We start from the raw sequence: 19,332 nt of genomic DNA on the forward strand, positions 1-19,332 counted from the left end.
AACGTTCTCCTAGGCTTCGCACGCGGAGGAAGCCGGGTTTACCAGGCGTTCCAGGGTCGTGCGATCCAAAATTTGTGTATCAAGTTTGATATAGATGGCGGCTTCATCGGCCACCACCACTGCGTCGGTCACACCCGGGACGGCCATCAGCCGCTCGGTCAGCCCCGCTTCCCGTACCGCCTCGGCCGATAACGGCATGCGCAGGCTGGTCACGTACGGCGGTTCACGCATGCTCAGCGCCACGACCCACCACAGGGCACACAACGCTGCGCAGCCAAGGAACACCGTGCTCAGGCCACCGTGCTGGAACAACCAGCCACCGAGAATTCCTCCCAACGCGGCACCAAGGAACTGGCTGGTGGAATATACCCCCATGGCCGTGCCCTTGCCGCCGGCGGGCGACACCTTGCTTACCAGTGAAGGCAAGGATGCCTCCAGCAGGTTGAAGGCGGTGAAGAATATCACGGTGCCGATCACCAGTTCGTGCAAGTTGTCTGCTGACAGCCAGAAGAATAGCTCGGTGAGCATCAACACACTGACCGCGCCCAGCAGGACACGTTTCATCTTGCGCTTTTTTTCGCCGTAGATGATGAACGGGATCATTGCAAAGAATGAAATCAGCAAGGCGGTCAGGTACACCCACCAGTGCTCTTCTTTCGGCAGGCCGCCGCGCTCGACGAAAGCCAGCGGCAAAGCGATGAAACTGGCCATCAGAATGGCATGCAAGACGAAGATGCCCACGTCCAGGCGCAGCAGGTCCGGGTGGCGCAGGGTCGGCATCAGCGCCTGCTTGGCGACCCCGGACTCACGATGCTGCAACGCGCCGTGGGACGGCGGCACGACAAAGGCAATGATCGCAATACCGACTACGGCCATGGCCGCGGTGGCCAGGAACAACCCCGAGAGGCCAAAGGCACGGGTGACCAGCGGGCCGACGACCATGGCCACGGCAAACGACAGGCCGATGCTCATGCCGATCATGGCCATGGCCTTGGTGCGGTGCTGTTCGCGGGTCAGGTCCGAGAGCAAGGCCATGACCGCGGCAGAAATCGCCCCGGCGCCTTGCAGGATGCGTCCGGCAATCACCCCCCAGATCGAGTCGGCCTGGGCCGCCAGCACGCTGCCCAGGGCAAAGATCACCAGGCCCAGGTAAATCACCGGGCGACGGCCGATGCGATCGGAAATCACCCCGAACGGGATCTGCAGGAAAGCCTGGGTCAGGCCGTAGGCACCAATGGCCAGGCCGATCAGTGCCGGGGTGGCACCGGCCAGGTCCATGCCATAGGTCGCCAGTACCGGCAGGACCATGAACATGCCCAGCATACGGAAGGCGAACACCAGGGCCAGGCCGCCTGCGGCGCGGGTCTCGCTGCCACTCATGCGTTCGCTGTGGGGATCGTGCATGGATAAACCTCGTGTGAACCGGCGGCGATTCTACCAGTCCCATCGCATAACGGCATATACGCGACGCTTTGCCGCGTAATGGCATGGAGCCGTATACTCAACCGTTTATGCCCGCCGAGCGAGGCCGCAGTGGACAAGATCCTGATTCGTGGGGCACGTACCCACAACCTGAAGAACATCGACCTGACCCTGCCCCGGGACAAGTTGATCGTCATCACCGGCCTGTCCGGTTCCGGCAAGTCGTCCCTGGCCTTCGATACCCTGTACGCCGAAGGCCAGCGCCGTTATGTCGAATCCCTGTCGGCGTACGCCCGGCAGTTCCTGTCGATGATGGAAAAGCCCGACGTCGATACCATCGAAGGCCTGTCGCCAGCGATCTCCATCGAGCAAAAGTCGACCTCGCACAACCCGCGTTCGACCGTCGGCACCATCACCGAAATCTACGACTACCTGCGCCTGCTCTACGCCCGCGTCGGTACCCCGCGCTGCCCGGACCACGACATCCCGCTGGAAGCGCAGACCGTCAGCCAGATGGTCGACCTGGTCCTGGCCCAGCCCGAAGGCAGCAAGCTGATGCTGCTGGCGCCGGTGATTCGCGAGCGCAAGGGTGAACACCTGGCGGTATTCGAAGAGCTGCGCGCCCAGGGCTTCGTCCGCGCGCGGGTCAACGGCAAGCTGTTCGAGCTCGATGAACTGCCCAAGCTCGACAAGCAGAAAAAGCACACCATCGAAGTAGTCGTCGACCGCTTCAAGGTGCGTGATGACCTGCAGCAGCGCCTGGCCGAGTCGTTCGAAACCGCGCTGAAACTGGCCGACGGCATCGCCCTGGTCGCTTCGATGGACGACCAACCGTTCGAAGAAATGATCTTCTCCGCCCGCTTCGCCTGCCCGATCTGCGGCCATGCGATCAGCGAGCTGGAGCCCAAGCTGTTCTCCTTCAACAACCCGGCCGGCGCCTGCCCGACCTGCGACGGCCTGGGGGTCAAGCAGTTCTTCGACATCAAGCGCCTGGTCAATAGCGAGCTGACCCTGGCTGAAGGTGCGATTCGCGGCTGGGACCGGCGCAACGTCTATTACTTCCAGATGCTAGGCTCGCTGGCCGCGCATTATGACTTCAGCCTCGAGATCCCCTTCGGCGAACTACCGGCCGAGCAGCAGAAAGTCATCCTCCACGGCAGCGGCAAGCAGAACGTTGATTTCAAATACCTCAACGACCGCGGCGACATCGTCAAGCGCTCGCACCCGTTCGAAGGCATCGTGCCGAACCTGGAACGCCGCTACCGCGAGACCGAGTCGGCGACCGTGCGCGAAGAGCTGGCCAAGTTCCTCAGCACCCAGCCCTGCCCGGATTGCCGTGGCACGCGCCTGCGCCGTGAAGCGCGGCACGTGTGGGTCGGCGAGAAGACCCTGCCGGCAGTCACCTGCCTGCCGATCGGCGATGCCAGCGGTTACTTCGGTGGCCTCAAGCTGACCGGTCGCCGGGGCGAAATTGCCGACAAGATCCTCAAGGAAATCTGCGAGCGCCTGCAGTTTCTGGTCAACGTCGGTCTCGACTACCTGACCCTCGATCGCAGCGCCGATACCCTCTCCGGCGGTGAAGCCCAGCGTATCCGCCTGGCCAGCCAGATCGGCGCCGGCCTAGTCGGGGTCATGTACATCCTCGACGAGCCGTCCATCGGCCTGCACCAGCGCGACAACGACCGCTTGCTCGGCACCCTCAATCACCTGCGCGACATCGGCAACACGGTGATCGTGGTCGAGCATGACGAGGACGCCATTCGCCTGGCCGACTACGTCGTCGACATTGGCCCGGGCGCCGGCGTGCATGGCGGCCAGATCGTCGCCGAAGGCACCCCGGCCGAGGTCATGGCCCATCCCGACTCGCTGACCGGCAAGTACTTGTCTGGCCGAGTGAAGATTGCCGTACCGGCCAAGCGTACGCCACGTAACAAGAAGCTCTCGATCAAGCTCAAGGGCGCGCGCGGCAACAACCTGCAGAACGTCGACCTGGAAATTCCGATCGGCCTGCTGACGTGCGTGACTGGCGTGTCCGGCTCCGGCAAATCGACCCTGATCAACAACACCTTGTTCCCGCTCAGCGCCACCGCCCTCAACGGTGCCAGCACCCTGGAAGCGGCGCCGCACGACAGCTGCGATGGCCTGCAGCACCTGGACAAGGTGGTCGACATCGACCAGAGCCCGATCGGCCGTACCCCGCGCTCGAACCCGGCGACCTACACCGGACTGTTCACGCCAATTCGCGAGCTGTTCTCCGGCGTGCCGGAGTCGCGCTCGCGCGGCTACGGCCCGGGTCGTTTCTCGTTCAACGTCAAGGGTGGGCGCTGCGAAGCGTGCCAGGGCGACGGCCTGATCAAGGTCGAGATGCACTTTTTGCCGGACATCTACGTGCCGTGCGATGTGTGCAAGAGCAAGCGCTACAACCGCGAAACCCTGGAGATCAAGTACAAGGGCAAGAACATCCACGAGGTCCTGGAAATGACCATCGAGGAAGCCCGCGAGTTCTTCGACGCGGTACCGGCGCTGGCGCGCAAGCTGCAGACACTGATGGATGTCGGCCTGTCCTACATCAAGCTCGGCCAGTCGGCGACAACCCTCTCCGGTGGCGAAGCGCAGCGGGTCAAGCTGTCACGCGAGCTGTCCAAGCGTGACACCGGCAAGACCCTGTACATCCTCGACGAACCGACTACCGGCCTGCACTTTGCCGATATCCAGCAGTTGCTCGATGTGCTGCACCGCCTGCGCGATCACGGCAACACCGTAGTGGTGATCGAGCACAACCTGGACGTGATCAAGACTGCCGACTGGATCGTCGACCTCGGCCCCGAGGGCGGTTCCAAAGGCGGACAGATCATCGGCTTCGGTACACCGGAACAAGTGGCCGAGATGAAGCAGTCGTATACCGGCTACTACCTCAAGCCGCTGCTGGAACGTGACCGCGCCTGATTCGGCCCGCTCGCAAATGAAAAAGCCCCGCACTGGCGGGGCTTTTTTTGTTCCGGAAAATTACATCTGCGATTGCAGGTAGTTTTCCAGACCGATCGACTTGATCAGGCCCTGCTGTTTTTCCAGCCAGTAGGTGTGATCTTCTTCGGTATCGGCCAGCTGCAGGCGCAGGATGTCGCGGCTGATGTAGTCCTTGTGCAGTTCGCACAGCTCGATGCCTTTGCACAGTGCGGCGCGCACCTTGTACTCCAGGCGCAGGTCGGCGGCGATCATGTCCGGCACGGTGGTGCCGACGTCCAGGTCATCAGGACGCATGCGCGGGGTGCCTTCGAGCATGAGGATACGACGCATCAGGGCATCGGCGTGTTGCGCCTCTTCTTCCATTTCGTGGTTGATACGCTCGTAGAGCTTGCTCAAGCCCCAGTCCTCGTACATCCGCGAGTGAATGAAATATTGGTCACGTGCCGCCAGTTCGCCCGTCAGCAACGTGTTGAGATAATCGATTACGTCCGGGTGACCTTGCATCGCCCTGCCTCTCCCTGTGTGAAAGTCATAGTTTGAACCAGGATGACCGGAAGGTCACTGAGAATTGGGCAAAAAAGTGCAAAAAAGCGGGTAAACGGTAGTGATATTCATTGAAAAACCGCCCAAATGAGGGCGGTTCTTCTTATCACTTCGACTTAGGCGAGATTTATGCCCAAAGCCTTGGCAATCCCTTCGCCATAGGCCGGATCGGCCTTGAAGAAGTGTTGCAACTGACGCTGGACCACCTCTTCAGAAACTCCGCCCATGGCGCCGGCGATGTTGCTGATCAGCAGCGCCTTCTGCTCCGGGTTCATCAGGCGGAACAGCGCACCGGCATGGCTGTAGTAGTCGGTGTCTTCGCGGTGATCGTAACGATCGGCGACACCGTTGAGTGCCAGTGGCGGCTCAGCGTACTGCGGCGCTTGCTTGGGCGCATTGGCGTAGCTGTTCGGCTCATAGTTAGGCGCCGCACCACCGTTGCTGCCAAACGCCATAGAACCATCACGCTGGTAGCTGTTTACCGGGCTGCGTGGGGCGTTTACCGGCAGTTGCTGGTGGTTGGTACCGACGCGGTAGCGATGGGCGTCTGCGTAAGCGAATACGCGCCCCTGCAGCATGCGGTCTGGCGACAGGCCGACACCCGGCACCATGTTGCTCGGGCCAAACGCGGCTTGTTCGACTTCGGCAAAGTAGTTCAGCGGGTTGCGGTTGAGTTCCAGTTCGCCGATCTCGATGAGCGGGTAGTCCTTCTGCGACCAGGTCTTGGTCACATCAAACGGGTTCTCGTCGCGGCTGGCCGCTTCTTCTTCGCTCATCACCTGGATGCACACGGCCCATTTCGGGAAGTCACCGCGCTCGATCGCTTCGAACAGGTCGCGCTGGGCGTAATCCGGATCGGTGCCGGCCAGGCGCGCGGCCTCGGCAGGAGCCAGGTTCTTGATGCCCTGCTTGGTCTTGAAGTGCCATTTGACCCAGGTGCGCTGGCCCTGAGCGTTGATCAGGCTGTAGGTATGGCTGCCAAAACCATGCATGTGCCGGTAGCCGTCCGGAATGCCGCGGTCGGAGAACAGGATAGTGACCTGGTGCAGCGCTTCAGGCGAGTGCGACCAGAAGTCCCACATCATCTGCGCGCTCTTCAGGTTACTTTGCGGCAGGCGTTTCTGGGTGTGGATAAAGTCGGGGAATTTCAGCGGATCACGGATGAAGAACACCGGGGTGTTGTTGCCAACGATGTCCCAGTTGCCTTCCTCGGTGTAGAACTTCAGGGCGAAACCACGCGGGTCGCGCTCCGTGTCGGCCGACCCTCGCTCGCCACCGACGGTGGAGAAACGCAGGAAGGTTTCGGTCTGCTTGCCGACGTTGCTGAACAGCTTGGCGCAGCTGTACTGGGTGATATCACGGGTAACGGTGAAGGTGCCATAGGCACCCGAGCCTTTGGCGTGTACGCGGCGTTCAGGGATGTTCTCGCGGTTGAAATGCGCGAGCTTCTCGATGAGATGGAAGTCATCCAGCAACAGCGGGCCGCGTGGGCCTGCCGAACGCGAATTCTGGTTGTCGGCTACCGGGGCGCCGCTGGCGGTGGTCAGTATTTTGTTCTGGCTCATGCTCTCTCTCCCTATCGGTCTTGAACGGCCGGCTAATCGGCTTGGGAGGAGTATCGACCACAACTATGACAACAACAAATTCATTGCCTGACTCAGATCAATAGATTATTACAATACACATAGACACAAAAAACCGGGCACTAGGCCCGGTTTCTTGTTACAGACTGTTCGCCTTACTCAGCAGCTTCAACCGAGCCACCAACAGGACGATCAACCAGCTCGACGTACGCCATAGGTGCGTTATCGCCAGCGCGGAAGCCGCACTTGAGGATACGCAGGTAGCCGCCCTGACGGGTGGCATAGCGCTTGCCCAGATCGTTGAACAGCTTGCCGACGATTTCTTTCGAACGGGTACGGTCGAAAGCCAGACGACGGTTAGCAACGCTGTCTTCCTTGGCCAGGGTGATCAGCGGCTCGGCAACGCGGCGCAGTTCCTTGGCTTTTGGCAGAGTAGTTTTGATCAGCTCGTGCTCGAACAGCGACACCGCCATGTTCTGGAACATGGCCTTACGGTGAGAGCTAGTACGGCTCAGGTGACGTCCACTTTTACGATGACGCATGGGTTCATTCCTTACCAAACACTACGTTCGGTGATTACGACGATCAGGCAGTCGCCTTGTCGTCCTTCTTAAGACTTGCAGGCGGCCAGTTGTCGAGGCGCATGCCGAGGGACAGACCACGGGAGGCCAGAACGTCCTTGATTTCGGTCAAGGATTTCTTGCCCAGGTTCGGAGTCTTCAACAGTTCTACTTCGGTGCGCTGAATCAGGTCGCCGATGTAGTAAATGTTCTCCGCCTTAAGGCAGTTGGCCGAACGCACGGTCAATTCCAGATCGTCAACCGGACGAAGCAGGATCGGATCGATCTCGTCTTCCTGTTCGACTACCACTGGTTCACTGTCACCTTTGAGGTCGACGAACGCAGCCAGCTGCTGTTGCAGGATGGTTGCGGCACGACGGATGGCCTCTTCAGGATCCAGGGTACCGTTGGTTTCCAGATCAATTACCAGCTTGTCCAGGTTGGTACGCTGCTCGACACGGGCGTTTTCCACCACGTATGCGATACGGCGAACCGGGCTGAACGAAGAGTCGAGCTGCAAGCGACCAATGCTGCGGCTTTCGTCTTCATCGCTCTGACGCGAATCGGCCGGCTCATAACCACGACCACGAGCTACAGTGAGCTTCATGTTCAAGGCGCCATTCGACGCCAGGTTAGCGATTACGTGATCGGGGTTAACGATCTCGACATCATGATCCAGCTGAATATCGGCAGCGGTAACCACCCCCGAACCCTTCTTCGACAAGGTCAGCGTAACTTCGTCACGACCGTGCAGTTTGATAGCCAGGCCTTTCAGGTTCAACAGGATTTCAATGACATCTTCCTGTACACCTTCGATTGCCGAGTACTCGTGGAGTACACCGTCAATCTCGGCCTCGACTACTGCACAGCCAGGCATGGAGGACAACAGGATGCGGCGCAGCGCGTTGCCCAGGGTATGGCCAAAGCCACGCTCGAGAGGCTCGAGCGTGATTTTAGCGCGGGTTGGACTGACGACCTGCACATCGATGTGGCGGGGCGTCAGGAACTCATTTACCGAAATCTGCATGGATGCACCTATTTTCTAGCCCTTACTTGGAGTAGAGCTCGACAATCAGGCTTTCGTTGATGTCGGCGGACAGGTCGCTGCGAGCAGGAACGTTCTTGAAAACGCCCGACTTCTTGGCAGCATCCACATCTACCCACTCAACGCGGCCACGCTGGGCGCACAGTTCAAGGGCTTGAACAATGCGCAGCTGGTTCAGCGACTTCTCGCGAACCGCGACCACGTCACCCGGACGAACTTGGTAGGACGGAACGTTTACAGTCTTGCCGTTTACGCTGATCGCTTTGTGCGAAACCAGCTGACGGGATTCGGCACGAGTAGCGCCAAAGCCCATACGATAAACGACGTTATCCAGACGGCACTCGAGCAGTTGCAGCAGGTTCTCACCAGTAGCGCCCTTCTTGGAGGCCGCTTGCTTGTAGTAACCGCTGAATTGACGCTCAAGTACGCCGTAGATACGACGGACTTTTTGTTTCTCACGCAGCTGGGTGCCGTAGTCGGACTGACGACCGCGGCGCTGACCGTGGATACCTGGGGCTGCTTCGATGTTGCACTTCGATTCCAGAGCGCGAACGCCGCTCTTCAGGAACAGATCGGTGCCTTCACGACGAGACAGTTTGCATTTTGGACCAATGTAACGTGCCATTTATCTGTCTCCTGATTACACGCGGCGCTTCTTCGGCGGACGGCACCCGTTATGCGGGATTGGCGTCACGTCGGTGATGCTGGCGATCTTATAGCCACAGCCGTTCAGAGCACGAACAGCGGACTCACGACCTGGACCTGGACCCTTGACGTTGACGTCGAGGTTCTTCAGACCATATTCCAGCGCAGCTTGACCAGCACGTTCAGCAGCTACCTGAGCAGCGAACGGGGTGGACTTGCGGGAACCGCGGAAACCCGAACCGCCGGAGGTAGCCCAGGACAGAGCGTTACCTTGACGATCGGTGATGGTCACGATGGTGTTGTTAAAAGAGGCATGGATGTGGGCGATGCCATCAACCACTGTCTTTTTGACTTTTTTACGAGGACGAGCAGCAGGTTTTGCCATTTCTAAATTCCTGTCGATTCGCTGGTGCGATTACTTGCGGATCGGCTTACGCGGGCCCTTACGGGTACGCGCGTTGGTCTTGGTACGCTGACCGCGTACTGGCAGACCCCGACGATGACGCAGGCCGCGGTAGCAACCCAGGTCCATCAACCGCTTGATTTTCATGTTGATGTCACGGCGCAGATCACCTTCGGTGATGTACTTCGCGACTTCAGTACGCAGCGATTCAACCTGCTCGTCGCTCAGATCCTTGATCTTTGCGGCTGGGTTGACCCCAGTCTCTGCACAGATTTTCTGTGCAGTAGTGCGACCAACACCATAGATGTAGGTCAGCGAGATAACAGTGTGCTTGTTATCTGGAATGTTGACGCCTGCAATACGGGCCATTCAGTGGGACTCCAATTGACAGCTACCTACGCCCCGGAAGCCAAGAAATAGGGCGCGAGATAATATCGCTGTAGAAACAAATAATCAACCCAGCAGCGCACTAGCTGCTGGGTTTGTAGCGCAGATCACAATCAGCCTTGGCGCTGCTTGTGACGTGGTTCCGCACTGCAAATTACTCGAACGACACCTTCGCGGCGAATAATTTTGCAGTTACGGCACAGCTTTTTCACCGATGCACGAACTTTCATCACCAACTCCTCGAACCTTAAGGGTCAATCAGCGCAGCAGACCGCTGCCACCGTAGCCTTTCAGGTTGGCTTTCTTCATCAGGGATTCGTACTGGTGCGAAACGAGGTGCGATTGTACTTGGGACATGAAGTCCATCACAACCACTACCACAATCAGCAACGAGGTCCCGCCAAGGTAGAACGGAACGTTTGCCGCGACCACCAGGAACTGGGGAAGCAGACACACGGCCGTCATATAAAGAGCACCGAACATGGTCAAGCGGGTCAGAACGCCATCAATGTAGCGCGCCGACTGCTCACCTGGACGGATGCCCGGAATAAAGGCACCGGACTTCTTCAGGTTTTCCGCTACGTCTTTCGGATTGAACATCAACGCCGTATAGAAGAAGCAGAAGAAAATAATCCCTGCACTAAACAGCAGAATATTCAACGGCTGACCAGGAGCGATCGACTGCGAGATGTCCTGCAACCAGCCCATACCTTCGGACTGACCGAACCAGGCACCCAGCGAAGCCGGGAACAGCAAGATGCTGCTCGCGAAAATGGCAGGGATTACACCCGCCATGTTCACTTTCAACGGCAAGTGGCTGGTCTGCGCAGCGAAGACCTTGCGGCCCTGCTGACGCTTGGCGTAGTGAACGGCGATACGACGCTGACCACGCTCAATGAACACCACGAAACCGATAATCGCTACTGCCAGCAAACCGATAGCGACCAGGGCGAAAATGTTGATATCGCCTGTGCGTGCAGACTCGAAAGACTGCCCGATTGCTCTCGGAAGACCGGCGACGATACCTGCGAAAATCAACATCGAGATACCGTTGCCTACACCGCGCTCGGTGATCTGCTCGCCCAGCCACATCATGAACATCGCGCCGGCCACGAACGTGGACACCGCAACGAAATGGAAGCCAAAGTCAGCAGAAAACGCCACGCCCTGACCGGCCAGGCCAATGGACATGCCAATGGCCTGGACCAGCGCCAGGATAACGGTGCCGTAGCGGGTGTACTGGCTGATCTTGCGACGGCCAGCTTCACCTTCCTTCTTCAACTGCTCCAGCTGCGGGCTGACGGCGGTCATCAATTGCATGATGATCGATGCCGAAATGTACGGCATGATCCCCAGCGCAAAGATGCTCATCCGTTCCAGCGCGCCGCCGGAAAACATGTTGAACAAGCTAAGAATGGTCCCCTCATTCTGTCGAAACAGTTCCGCCAGCCGGTCCGGGTTGATACCTGGAACTGGGATGTGTGCGCCTATCCGGTAGACGATGATCGCCAGGAACAGAAAACGCAGACGAGCCCAGAGTTCAGACATCCCGCCTTTGCCGAGCGAAGAGAGAGCACCTTGCTTAGCCATTTATTCCTCGAACTTGCCGCCAGCTGCTTCGATAGCCGCACGCGCACCTTTGGTGGCTGCGATACCCTTGATGGTGACCGCGCGAGTAACTTCGCCGGACAGCATGATTTTCACACGCTGTACGTTTTGGTTAATCACGTTGGCATCCTTCAGGGATTGCACGGTGACAACGTCGCCTTCCACTTTGGCCAGCTCGGACAGACGCACTTCTGCGCGGTCCATGGCTTTCAGGGAAACGAAGCCGAATTTCGGCAGACGACGGTGCAGCGGCTGTTGACCGCCTTCAAAGCCTGGAGCAATGGTGCCACCGGAACGGGAGGTCTGACCTTTGTGGCCGCGGCCACCAGTCTTACCCAAACCGCTACCGATACCACGGCCCGGACGATGCTTCTCGCGACGGGAACCCGGCGCTGGACTCAGATCATTGAGTTTCATCGATTAACCCTCGACGCGCAGCATGTAGTAAGCCTTGTTGATCATCCCGCGATTCTCGGGAGTATCCAGGACTTCTACAGTGTGACCGATGCGGCGCAGACCCAGACCCTTAACACACAGTTTGTGGTTAGGGAGACGGCCGGCGGTGCTTTTGATCAGCGTTACTTTAACGGTAGCCATGATCAGCGGATCTCCTCAACGCTCTTGCCGCGCTTGGCAGCAATGGACTCAGGAGATTGCATAGCCTTCAGACCCTTGAAAGTGGCATGAACCACGTTCACTGGGTTGGTCGAGCCGTAGCACTTGGCCAGGACGTTCTGAACGCCAGCAACTTCCAGGACGGCACGCATTGCGCCACCGGCGATGATACCGGTACCTTCCGAGGCAGGCTGCATGTACACCTTCGACGCGCCATGGGCGGACTTGGTGGCGTACTGCAGAGTAGTGCCGTTCAGGTCTACCTGAATCATGTTGCGACGGGCAGCTTCCATGGCTTTCTGGATCGCAGCAGGTACTTCGCGCGATTTGCCACGGCCGAAGCCAACACGACCTTTACCATCACCCACCACGGTCAACGCGGTGAAAGTGAAGATACGGCCGCCTTTGACGGTTTTAGCAACGCGGTTAACTTGAACCAGCTTCTCGATGTAGCCTTCGTCGCGCTTTTGATCGTTATTTGCCATAACTTAGAACTCCAGCCCGCCTTCACGAGCAGCATCAGCCAGCGCTTTGACGCGGCCATGGTACTTGAAGCCGGAACGGTCAAAGGCAACTTGAGATACACCGGCGGCTTTCGCGCGCTCAGCTACCAGCTTGCCAACCTTAGTGGCCGCGTCGATGTTGCCGGTGGCACCATCACGCAGTTCTTTGTCCAAGGTCGAGGCACTGGCCAGAACCTTGCTGCCGTCGGCCGAAATGACCTGGGCGTAGATGTGCTGCGAGGAGCGGAACACGCAGAGACGCACGACTTCGAGTTCGTGCATTTTCAGGCGTGCTTTGCGAGCGCGACGCAGTCGAGTAACTTTTTTGTCGGTCATTTGCTAGGCCCTACTTCTTCTTGGCTTCTTTACGACGGACGACTTCGTCCGCGTAACGCACACCCTTGCCTTTGTACGGCTCTGGTGGACGGAAGTCGCGGATTTCAGCGGCCACCTGACCTACCAGCTGCTTGTCGATACCCTTGATCAGGATATCGGTCTGGCTTGGGGTCTCTGCGGTGATACCGGCCGGCAGTTCGTAATCCACTGGATGCGAGAAGCCGAGTGCCAGGTTCAGCACGGTGCCTTTGGCTTGTGCTTTGTAACCAACACCGACCAGCTGGAGCTTACGCTCGAAGCCTTGGCTTACGCCCTGGACCATGTTGTTCACCAGGGCGCGGGTAGTACCGGCCATAGCGCGAGTTTGTTGATCGCCATTGCGAGCAGCGAAACGCAGCTCACCAGCTTCTTCAACGATTTCAACCGACGAGTGAACGTTCAGTTCGAGAGTGCCCTTGGCACCCTTCACCGAAAGCTGTTGGCCGACGAATTTGACTTCGACACCGGCTGGCAGCTTAACGGGGTTCTTAGCGACGCGAGACATGCTTATCCCCCCTTAGAACACTGTGCAGAGAACTTCGCCGCCGACACCGGCAGCGCGCGCAGCACGATCAGTCATCACACCTTTGTTGGTGGAGACGATAGACACGCCCAGACCGCCACGTACTTTCGGCAGTTCTTCGACGGACTTGTACTGACGCAGGCCTGGACGACTTACGCGCTTGACTTCCTCGATGACCGGACGGCCTTCGAAGTATTTCAGCTCGATGGAAAGCGATGGTTTTACTTCGCTGCTGACTTGGTAGCCAGCGATGTAACCTTCATCTTTCAGAACTTTGGCTACCGCAACCTTCAGAGTCGACGAAGGCATGCTTACGACGGACTTTTCAGCCATCTGGGCATTACGGATGCGAGTTAGCATGTCCGCTAACGGGTCCTGCATACTCATGGGCTAGACGCTCCTGATACAAGAAAAATTAGCCTCTCGGCTACTACAGTCCCCTGAAATCGCCGGGCGTAAAAACCCGGGCTCAGGAGAGCCGGTCATTCTAGACAGTTCCCAGAAACGAAACAAGCCCCAGAAGGGGCTTGTTTCGTTGCAAGGTCACCGGTGGTCGGAAGATTGCTCCCCCGCCACCTGGACGCTGCCGGTACGTCTTACCAGCTGGCTTTAACCAGACCTGGAACGTCACCGCGCATTGCTGCTTCACGCAGCTTGTTACGGCCGAGGCCGAACTTGCGGTAAACGCCGTGTGGACGACCGGTGATGCGGCAACGGTTACGCAGGCGCGAGGCGCTGGCGTCACGTGGTTGCTTCTGCAGAGCTACGACAGCGGCAAAACGCTCTTCTGGAGTTGCTTCCAGGTTGACGATGGTCGCTTTCAGCTCGGCACGCTTCTTGGCGTACTTGGCAACAGTGAGCTGACGCTTCAGCTCACGGTTTTTCATGCTCTTCTTGGCCATTTTCCTACTCCAATCAGTTGCGGAACGGGAATTTGAAAGCACGCATCAGAGCGCGGCCTTCGTCATCGTTCTTGGCAGTGGTGGTCAGGGTAATGTCCAGACCGCGCAGAGCATCGATCTTGTCGTAGTCGATTTCCGGGAAGATGATCTGCTCTTTCACGCCCATGCTGTAGTTGCCACGACCGTCGAAGGACTTGGCATTCAGGCCGCGGAAGTCGCGAACCCGAGGCAGGGAGATCGCCAGCAGGCGGTCCAGGAATTCGTACATACGATCACGGCGCAGGGTAACTTTAACGCCGATCGGCCAGCCCTCACGGACTTTGAAGCCCGCGATGGATTTCCGAGCGAAAGTCACAACGGCTTTCTGACCGGTGATCTTCTCCAGGTCAGCAACAGCGTGTTCGATGACTTTTTTGTCGCCGACAGCTTCGCCCAGACCCATGTTCAGGGTGATCTTGGTAACGCGCGGAACTTCCATCACGTTCGCCAGCTTAAGTTCTTCCTTAAGCTTGGGAGCAATCTCGTTCCGGTAAATCTCTTTCAGTCGTGCCATGGTCTTCTACCTAGCAGTGTTCAAGCATCAACCGCTTTTTGGGTCGACTTGAAGACACGAATTTTTTTGCCGTCTTCTACTTTGAAACCAACGCGGTCAGCCTTGTTGGTTTCGCCGTTGAAAATGGCGACGTTGGAAGCGTGCAGTGGCGCTTCTTTCTCGACGATACCGCCCTGTACGCCCGACATCGGGTTAGGCTTGGTATGACGCTTCACCAGGTTGATCCCACCAACGACCAGACGGTCGTCAGCGAGAACCTTGAGCACCTTACCGCGCTTACCTTTGTCTTTGCCGGCGATCACGATGATCTCGTCGTCACGACGAATCTTTTGCATGTCGGATCTCCTTACAGCACTTCTGGGGCGAGCGAGACGATCTTCATGAACTTCTCAGTACGAAGTTCACGGGTCACTGGCCCAAAGATACGGGTGCCGATCGGCTCTTGCTTGTTGTTCAACAGAACAGCAGCATTGCCATCAAAGCGGATGATGGAGCCGTCAGCACGACGGACACCGTGGCGAGTGCGGACTACAACAGCAGTCATCACTTGGCCTTTCTTCACTTTACCGCGAGGAATTGCTTCCTTGACGGTTACCTTGATGATGTCACCGATGCCGGCGTAACGGCGGTGCGAACCGCCGAGAACCTTGATGCACATGACGCGACGAGCGCCGCTGTTATCGGCCACATCGAGCATGGATTGAGTCTGAATCATAAAATTTCTCCGACCCTTAGCCCTTAGACTTCAACAGCGCGTTCGAGAACTTCAACCAGTGCCCAGGACTTGGTCTTGGCCAGCGGACGGGTCTCACGGATGGAGACCTTGTCGCCGATATGGCACTGGTTGGTTTCGTCGTGCGCGTGCAGCTTAGTCGAACGCTTAACGTATTTACCGTAGATCGGGTGCTTTACGCGACGCTCGATCAGTACGGTGATGGTTTTGTCCATCTTGTCGCTGACGACACGGCCAGTCAGCGTACGGACGGTTTTTTCAGCTTCAGCCATGATCACTTACCTGCCTGCTGGTTGAGCACAGTTTTCACGCGAGCGATGTCACGCTTAACTTGCGAGAGCAGGTGCGACTGCCCCAACTGGCCAGTTGCTTTCTGCATACGCAGATTGAACTGGTCGCGCAGCAAGCCGAGCAGTTGCTCGTTCAGCTGCTGTGCTGATTTTTCACGAAGTTCATTCGCTTTCATCACATCACCGTCCGCTTAACAAAGGAGGTGGCGAGAGGCAGCTTTGCAGCCGCCAGGGCGAAAGCCTCACGCGCCAGCTCTTCAGAAACACCCTCGATCTCGTACAGGACTTTGCCTGGCTGGATCTGGGCAACCCAGTACTCCACGGAACCTTTACCTTTACCCATCCGCACTTCGAGAGGCTTCTTGGAGATCGGCTTGTCCGGGAACACACGGATCCAGATTTTACCGCCACGTTTTACGTGACGGGTCAGAGCACGACGTGCCGACTCAATCTGGCGGGCGGTGAGACGACCGCGAGCAACAGCTTTCAGAGCAAACTCGCCGAAGCTGACTTTGCTACCGCGCAGTGCCAGACCACGGTTGTGGCCAGTCATCTGCTTGCGGAATTTTGTACGCTTTGGTTGCAACATTTGGCGTACCCCTTACTTAGCAGCTTTTTTACGAGGCGCTGGTGCTTGTGGTTTCAGTTCTTCTTGGCGACCACCAATTACTTCGCCTTTGAAAATCCAAACCTTCACACCGATCACACCGTAAGTGGTGTGAGCTTCGTAGGTGGCATAGTCGATATCGGCACGCAGGGTGTGCAGCGGCACACGACCTTCGCGATACCATTCAGTACGTGCGATTTCAGCACCGCCGAGACGACCGCTCACTTGGATCTTGATGCCTTTGGCACCAATGCGCATGGCGTTCTGTACGGCGCGCTTCATGGCGCGACGGAACATCACACGACGCTCCAGCTGCTGAGCTACGCTCTGAGCTACCAGCATACCGTCGAGTTCCGGCTTGCGGATCTCTTCGATGTTGATGTGCACAGGCACACCCATTTGCTTGGTCAGGTCCTGACGCAGTTTCTCAACATCTTCACCTTTCTTCCCGATAACGATACCTGGACGAGCGGTGTGGATGGTGATGCGTGCAGTTTGGGCCGGACGATGGATATCGATACGGCTAACGGACGCGCTTTTTAGTTTGTCTTGGAGGTACTCACGCACATTCAGATCTGCGAGCAAATAGTCCGCATAAGTCCGACCGTCTGCGTACCAGACGGAGGTGTGCTCCTTGACGATTCCCAGGCGAATGCCAGTGGGATGTACTTTCTGACCCATCTGATCGACTCCGTTACTTGTCCGCAACCTTGACAGTGATATGGCAAGACCGCTTGACGATGCGATCAGCGCGGCCTTTGGCACGCGGCATGATGCGCTTCAGCGAACGCCCTTCGTTGACGAAAACGGTGGAGACCTTCAGGTCATCAACGTCTGCGCCTTCGTTATGCTCGGCGTTGGCTACGGCCGACTCGAGGACTTTCTTCATGATTTCAGCGGCTTTTTTGCTGCTGAAAGCCAACAGGTTGAGCGCTTCGCCCACCTTCTTCCCGCGGATCTGGTCGGCGACCAAGCGGGCTTTCTGGGCGGAGATTCGAGCGCCCGACAACTTAGCGGCTACTTCCATTTCCTTACCCCTTAACGCTTGGCTTTCTTGTCAGCCACGTGCCCACGATAAGTGCGGGTACCGGCAAACTCGCCCAGTTTATGGCCGACCATGTCTTCGTTCACGAGAACTGGGACGTGTTGGCGACCGTTGTGTACCGCGATGGTCAGACCGACCATTTGTGGCAGGATCATGGAACGGCGCGACCAGGTCTTAACTGGTTTGCGATCGTTCTTTTCCGCCGCCACTTCGATCTTCTTCAGTAGGTGAAGATCGATAAAAGGACCTTTTTTCAGAGAACGTGGCACTGTCGTATCCCTCTATTTACTTGCGACGACGGACGATCATGTTGTCGGTACGCTTATTACCACGAGTCTTCGCGCCCTTAGTCGGGAAGCCCCATGGCGATACCGGATGACGACCACCGGAGGTACGACCTTCACCACCACCATGTGGGTGGTCAACCGGGTTCATGGCAACACCACGAACGGTTGGGCGAACGCCACGCCAGCGTTTGGCACCAGCTTTACCCAGCGAACGCAGGCTGTGCTCGGAGTTCGAGACTTCACCCAGGGTCGCACGGCATTCAGCCAGGACTTTACGCATTTCACCAGAGCGCAGACGCAGGGTCACATAGACACCTTCGCGAGCGATCAGCTGAGCCGAAGCACCAGCGGAACGAGCGATCTGTGCACCTTTGCCCGGCTTCAGTTCGATGCCGTGAATGGTGCTACCCACTGGGATGTTGCGCAGTTGCAGGGAGTTGCCTGGCTTGATTGGAGCCAGAGCGCCTGCGATCAGCTGGTCGCCAGCAGCAACGCCTTTAGGGGCGATGATGTAGCGGCGCTCGCCGTCTGCGTAGCACAGCAGTGCGATGTGAGCAGTACGGTTTGGATCGTATTCGATACGCTCGACAGTGGCGACGATGCCATCTTTGTCGTTGCGACGGAAATCGACCATACGGTAATGCTGCTTATGACCACCACCTACGTGACGAGTAGTGATACGGCCATTGTTGTTACGACCACCAGACTTCGATTTCTTCTCGAGCAGCGGTGCGTGAGGAGCGCCTTTATGCAGCTCCTTGTTGACCACCTTGACCACGAAACGGCGGCCAGGGGAAGTCGGTTTGCATTTAACGATTGCCATGATGCACCCCTTCCTTACTCAGCACTGCTGCTGAAATCGAGATCTTGGCCTGGCTGAAGCGAAACGATCGCTTTCTTCCAGTCATTGCGCTTGCCCAGACCACGTGCGGTACGCTTGGTTTTACCCAGAACGTTTACAGTCGACACGTTTTCGACTTTTACGCCGAACAGGCCTTCGACAGCTTTCTTGATTTCCAGCTTGGTTGCGTCAGTAGCAACCTTGAATACGAACTGGCCTTTTTTCTCAGCCAGAACGGTAGCCTTCTCGGAAACATGCGGGCCAAGGAGGACTTTAAATACGCGTTCCTGGTTCATCCCAGCAGCTCCTCGAATTTCTTCACGGCCGACACAGTGATCAACACTTTGTCGTATGCGATCAGACTGACCGGATCGGAACCCTGTACGTCACGTACGTCGACGTGCGGCAGGTTACGAGCAGCCAGGTACAGGTTCTGATCAACAGCGTCCGAAACGATCAGAACGTCGCTCAGACCCATGCCGTTCAGCTTGTTCAGCAGGTCTTTGGTTTTCGGTGCTTCAACAGCGAAGTCCTGAACCACGACCAGACGGTCGGTACGCACCAGCTCAGCGAGGATGGAACGCATTGCTGCGCGGTACATCTTCTTGTTGAGCTTCTGCGAGTGATCCTGAGGACGAGCTGCGAAAGTGGTACCGCCGCCACGCCAGATTGGGCTACGGATAGTACCGGCACGAGCACGGCCAGTGCCTTTCTGACGCCATGGGCGCTTACCGCCACCAGCAACGTCGGAACGGGTTTTCTGCTGCTTGGTGCCCTGACGGCCGCCGGCCATGTAGGCCACGACTGCTTGGTGTACCAGCGTCTCGTTGAATTCGCCGCCGAAAGTCAGTTCGGAAACTTCGATCGCTTGAGCGTCATTTACATTTAGTTGCAT

At 57.7% G+C, this 19,332-nt stretch carries 30 protein-coding genes; 1 reads left to right on the forward strand and 29 read right to left on the reverse strand.

Translation table 11 applies throughout. The features are described 5' to 3' along the window. Positions 1-9: 9 nt before the first annotated feature. Positions 10-1,404, reverse strand: a complete 1,395-nt coding sequence (locus LOY22_RS23885) for an MFS transporter (protein ID WP_045200021.1) — start codon at positions 1,402-1,404, stop codon at positions 10-12. A 129-nt stretch (positions 1,405-1,533) separates the two neighbouring features. Between LOY22_RS23885 and uvrA the strand changes: the two genes are divergently transcribed. Next, the gene (uvrA, locus tag LOY22_RS23890; RefSeq protein ID WP_045200024.1) at positions 1,534-4,368 is read left to right on the forward strand and encodes an excinuclease ABC subunit UvrA; all 2,835 of its coding nucleotides are present in this window, start codon (positions 1,534-1,536) and stop codon (positions 4,366-4,368) included. A 60-nt stretch (positions 4,369-4,428) separates the two neighbouring features. Here the strand turns inward: uvrA and bfr are convergent, their stop codons facing one another. The 28 genes from bfr to rplD form a co-directional block, all read right to left on the reverse strand. Continuing rightward, positions 4,429-4,893, reverse strand: coding sequence for a bacterioferritin (gene bfr, locus LOY22_RS23895; protein ID WP_045200027.1), 465 nt, complete (start codon positions 4,891-4,893; stop codon positions 4,429-4,431). A 155-nt stretch (positions 4,894-5,048) separates the two neighbouring features. Beyond that, positions 5,049-6,497: a catalase gene (locus LOY22_RS23900; RefSeq protein ID WP_045200029.1), complete on the reverse strand. Its 1,449-nt coding sequence runs from the start codon at positions 6,495-6,497 to the stop codon at positions 5,049-5,051. A 173-nt stretch (positions 6,498-6,670) separates the two neighbouring features. Then, positions 6,671-7,057 (reverse strand): 50S ribosomal protein L17, encoded by a 387-nt coding sequence (rplQ, locus tag LOY22_RS23905; protein ID WP_002555463.1) that lies wholly within the window; start codon positions 7,055-7,057, stop codon positions 6,671-6,673. A gap of 43 nt (positions 7,058-7,100) precedes the next feature. Next, on the reverse strand, positions 7,101-8,102 hold the full coding sequence (locus tag LOY22_RS23910; protein ID WP_003186012.1) for a DNA-directed RNA polymerase subunit alpha: 1,002 nt from the start codon (positions 8,100-8,102) through the stop codon (positions 7,101-7,103). 22 nt (positions 8,103-8,124) lie between these two features. Next, a complete protein-coding gene (rpsD, locus tag LOY22_RS23915) occupies positions 8,125-8,745 on the reverse strand; it encodes a 30S ribosomal protein S4 (RefSeq protein ID WP_010220321.1) in 621 nt (206 codons plus the stop codon). Between the two features lie 15 nt (positions 8,746-8,760). Continuing rightward, positions 8,761-9,150: a 30S ribosomal protein S11 gene (rpsK, locus tag LOY22_RS23920; protein WP_002555466.1), complete on the reverse strand. Its 390-nt coding sequence runs from the start codon at positions 9,148-9,150 to the stop codon at positions 8,761-8,763. Positions 9,151-9,180: 30 nt separating this feature from the next. Beyond that, a complete protein-coding gene (gene rpsM, locus LOY22_RS23925; protein WP_010220320.1) occupies positions 9,181-9,537 on the reverse strand; it encodes a 30S ribosomal protein S13 in 357 nt (118 codons plus the stop codon). A 131-nt stretch (positions 9,538-9,668) separates the two neighbouring features. Beyond that, positions 9,669-9,785: a 50S ribosomal protein L36 gene (rpmJ, locus tag LOY22_RS23930; protein WP_002555468.1), complete on the reverse strand. Its 117-nt coding sequence runs from the start codon at positions 9,783-9,785 to the stop codon at positions 9,669-9,671. Positions 9,786-9,813: 28 nt separating this feature from the next. After that, on the reverse strand, positions 9,814-11,145 hold the full coding sequence (secY, locus tag LOY22_RS23935) for a preprotein translocase subunit SecY (protein ID WP_010220319.1): 1,332 nt from the start codon (positions 11,143-11,145) through the stop codon (positions 9,814-9,816). Further along, positions 11,146-11,580, reverse strand: coding sequence for a 50S ribosomal protein L15 (gene rplO, locus LOY22_RS23940; protein ID WP_010220318.1), 435 nt, complete (start codon positions 11,578-11,580; stop codon positions 11,146-11,148). It lies immediately after the preceding gene. Between the two features lie 3 nt (positions 11,581-11,583). Next, positions 11,584-11,760 (reverse strand): 50S ribosomal protein L30, encoded by a 177-nt coding sequence (rpmD, locus tag LOY22_RS23945; RefSeq protein ID WP_010220317.1) that lies wholly within the window; start codon positions 11,758-11,760, stop codon positions 11,584-11,586. A gap of 2 nt (positions 11,761-11,762) precedes the next feature. Then, a complete protein-coding gene (rpsE, locus tag LOY22_RS23950) occupies positions 11,763-12,263 on the reverse strand; it encodes a 30S ribosomal protein S5 (protein WP_010220316.1) in 501 nt (166 codons plus the stop codon). 3 nt (positions 12,264-12,266) lie between these two features. Next, positions 12,267-12,617, reverse strand: coding sequence for a 50S ribosomal protein L18 (gene rplR, locus LOY22_RS23955; protein WP_009397496.1), 351 nt, complete (start codon positions 12,615-12,617; stop codon positions 12,267-12,269). Between the two features lie 10 nt (positions 12,618-12,627). Next, the gene (rplF, locus tag LOY22_RS23960; RefSeq protein WP_010220314.1) at positions 12,628-13,161 is read right to left on the reverse strand and encodes a 50S ribosomal protein L6; all 534 of its coding nucleotides are present in this window, start codon (positions 13,159-13,161) and stop codon (positions 12,628-12,630) included. 12 nt (positions 13,162-13,173) lie between these two features. Beyond that, positions 13,174-13,566, reverse strand: coding sequence for a 30S ribosomal protein S8 (gene rpsH, locus LOY22_RS23965; RefSeq protein WP_010220313.1), 393 nt, complete (start codon positions 13,564-13,566; stop codon positions 13,174-13,176). A gap of 209 nt (positions 13,567-13,775) precedes the next feature. Then, positions 13,776-14,081, reverse strand: coding sequence for a 30S ribosomal protein S14 (gene rpsN / locus LOY22_RS23970; protein ID WP_010220312.1), 306 nt, complete (start codon positions 14,079-14,081; stop codon positions 13,776-13,778). Positions 14,082-14,094: 13 nt separating this feature from the next. Further along, complete coding sequence (rplE, locus tag LOY22_RS23975) at positions 14,095-14,634, reverse strand: 50S ribosomal protein L5 (RefSeq protein ID WP_010220311.1); 540 nt, start codon at positions 14,632-14,634, stop codon at positions 14,095-14,097. Between the two features lie 20 nt (positions 14,635-14,654). Continuing rightward, positions 14,655-14,969, reverse strand: a complete 315-nt coding sequence (gene rplX / locus LOY22_RS23980) for a 50S ribosomal protein L24 (RefSeq protein ID WP_009397501.1) — start codon at positions 14,967-14,969, stop codon at positions 14,655-14,657. Positions 14,970-14,980: 11 nt separating this feature from the next. Further along, positions 14,981-15,349: a 50S ribosomal protein L14 gene (gene rplN / locus LOY22_RS23985; protein WP_002555479.1), complete on the reverse strand. Its 369-nt coding sequence runs from the start codon at positions 15,347-15,349 to the stop codon at positions 14,981-14,983. Between the two features lie 23 nt (positions 15,350-15,372). Beyond that, on the reverse strand, positions 15,373-15,639 hold the full coding sequence (rpsQ, locus tag LOY22_RS23990; protein ID WP_008374160.1) for a 30S ribosomal protein S17: 267 nt from the start codon (positions 15,637-15,639) through the stop codon (positions 15,373-15,375). Positions 15,640-15,641: 2 nt separating this feature from the next. Then, positions 15,642-15,833: a 50S ribosomal protein L29 gene (gene rpmC / locus LOY22_RS23995; RefSeq protein WP_002555481.1), complete on the reverse strand. Its 192-nt coding sequence runs from the start codon at positions 15,831-15,833 to the stop codon at positions 15,642-15,644. Beyond that, entirely contained in the window at positions 15,833-16,246 is a 414-nt protein-coding gene (rplP, locus tag LOY22_RS24000) for a 50S ribosomal protein L16 (protein WP_003255479.1), read from the reverse strand. Before rplP ends, rpmC begins: the two co-directional genes overlap by 1 nt. Positions 16,247-16,258: 12 nt before the next feature. Continuing rightward, on the reverse strand, positions 16,259-16,945 hold the full coding sequence (gene rpsC / locus LOY22_RS24005) for a 30S ribosomal protein S3 (RefSeq protein ID WP_010220308.1): 687 nt from the start codon (positions 16,943-16,945) through the stop codon (positions 16,259-16,261). A 13-nt stretch (positions 16,946-16,958) separates the two neighbouring features. Continuing rightward, positions 16,959-17,291 (reverse strand): 50S ribosomal protein L22, encoded by a 333-nt coding sequence (gene rplV, locus LOY22_RS24010; RefSeq protein WP_003103908.1) that lies wholly within the window; start codon positions 17,289-17,291, stop codon positions 16,959-16,961. A gap of 11 nt (positions 17,292-17,302) precedes the next feature. Further along, positions 17,303-17,578, reverse strand: coding sequence for a 30S ribosomal protein S19 (gene rpsS / locus LOY22_RS24015; RefSeq protein WP_002555486.1), 276 nt, complete (start codon positions 17,576-17,578; stop codon positions 17,303-17,305). Between the two features lie 16 nt (positions 17,579-17,594). Then, positions 17,595-18,419 carry a 50S ribosomal protein L2 gene (rplB, locus tag LOY22_RS24020; RefSeq protein WP_038606161.1) on the reverse strand — a complete coding sequence of 275 codons (825 nt, stop codon included), beginning with the start codon at positions 18,417-18,419 and terminating at the stop codon, positions 17,595-17,597. 14 nt (positions 18,420-18,433) lie between these two features. Next, complete coding sequence (gene rplW / locus LOY22_RS24025; RefSeq protein ID WP_010220306.1) at positions 18,434-18,733, reverse strand: 50S ribosomal protein L23; 300 nt, start codon at positions 18,731-18,733, stop codon at positions 18,434-18,436. Further along, the gene (gene rplD / locus LOY22_RS24030) at positions 18,730-19,332 is read right to left on the reverse strand and encodes a 50S ribosomal protein L4 (protein ID WP_010220305.1); all 603 of its coding nucleotides are present in this window, start codon (positions 19,330-19,332) and stop codon (positions 18,730-18,732) included. The genes rplW and rplD overlap by 4 nt, the downstream gene beginning before the upstream one ends.

This window comes from Pseudomonas sp. B21-035 (genome assembly GCF_024748945.1).
Classification (GTDB): domain Bacteria; phylum Pseudomonadota; class Gammaproteobacteria; order Pseudomonadales; family Pseudomonadaceae; genus Aquipseudomonas.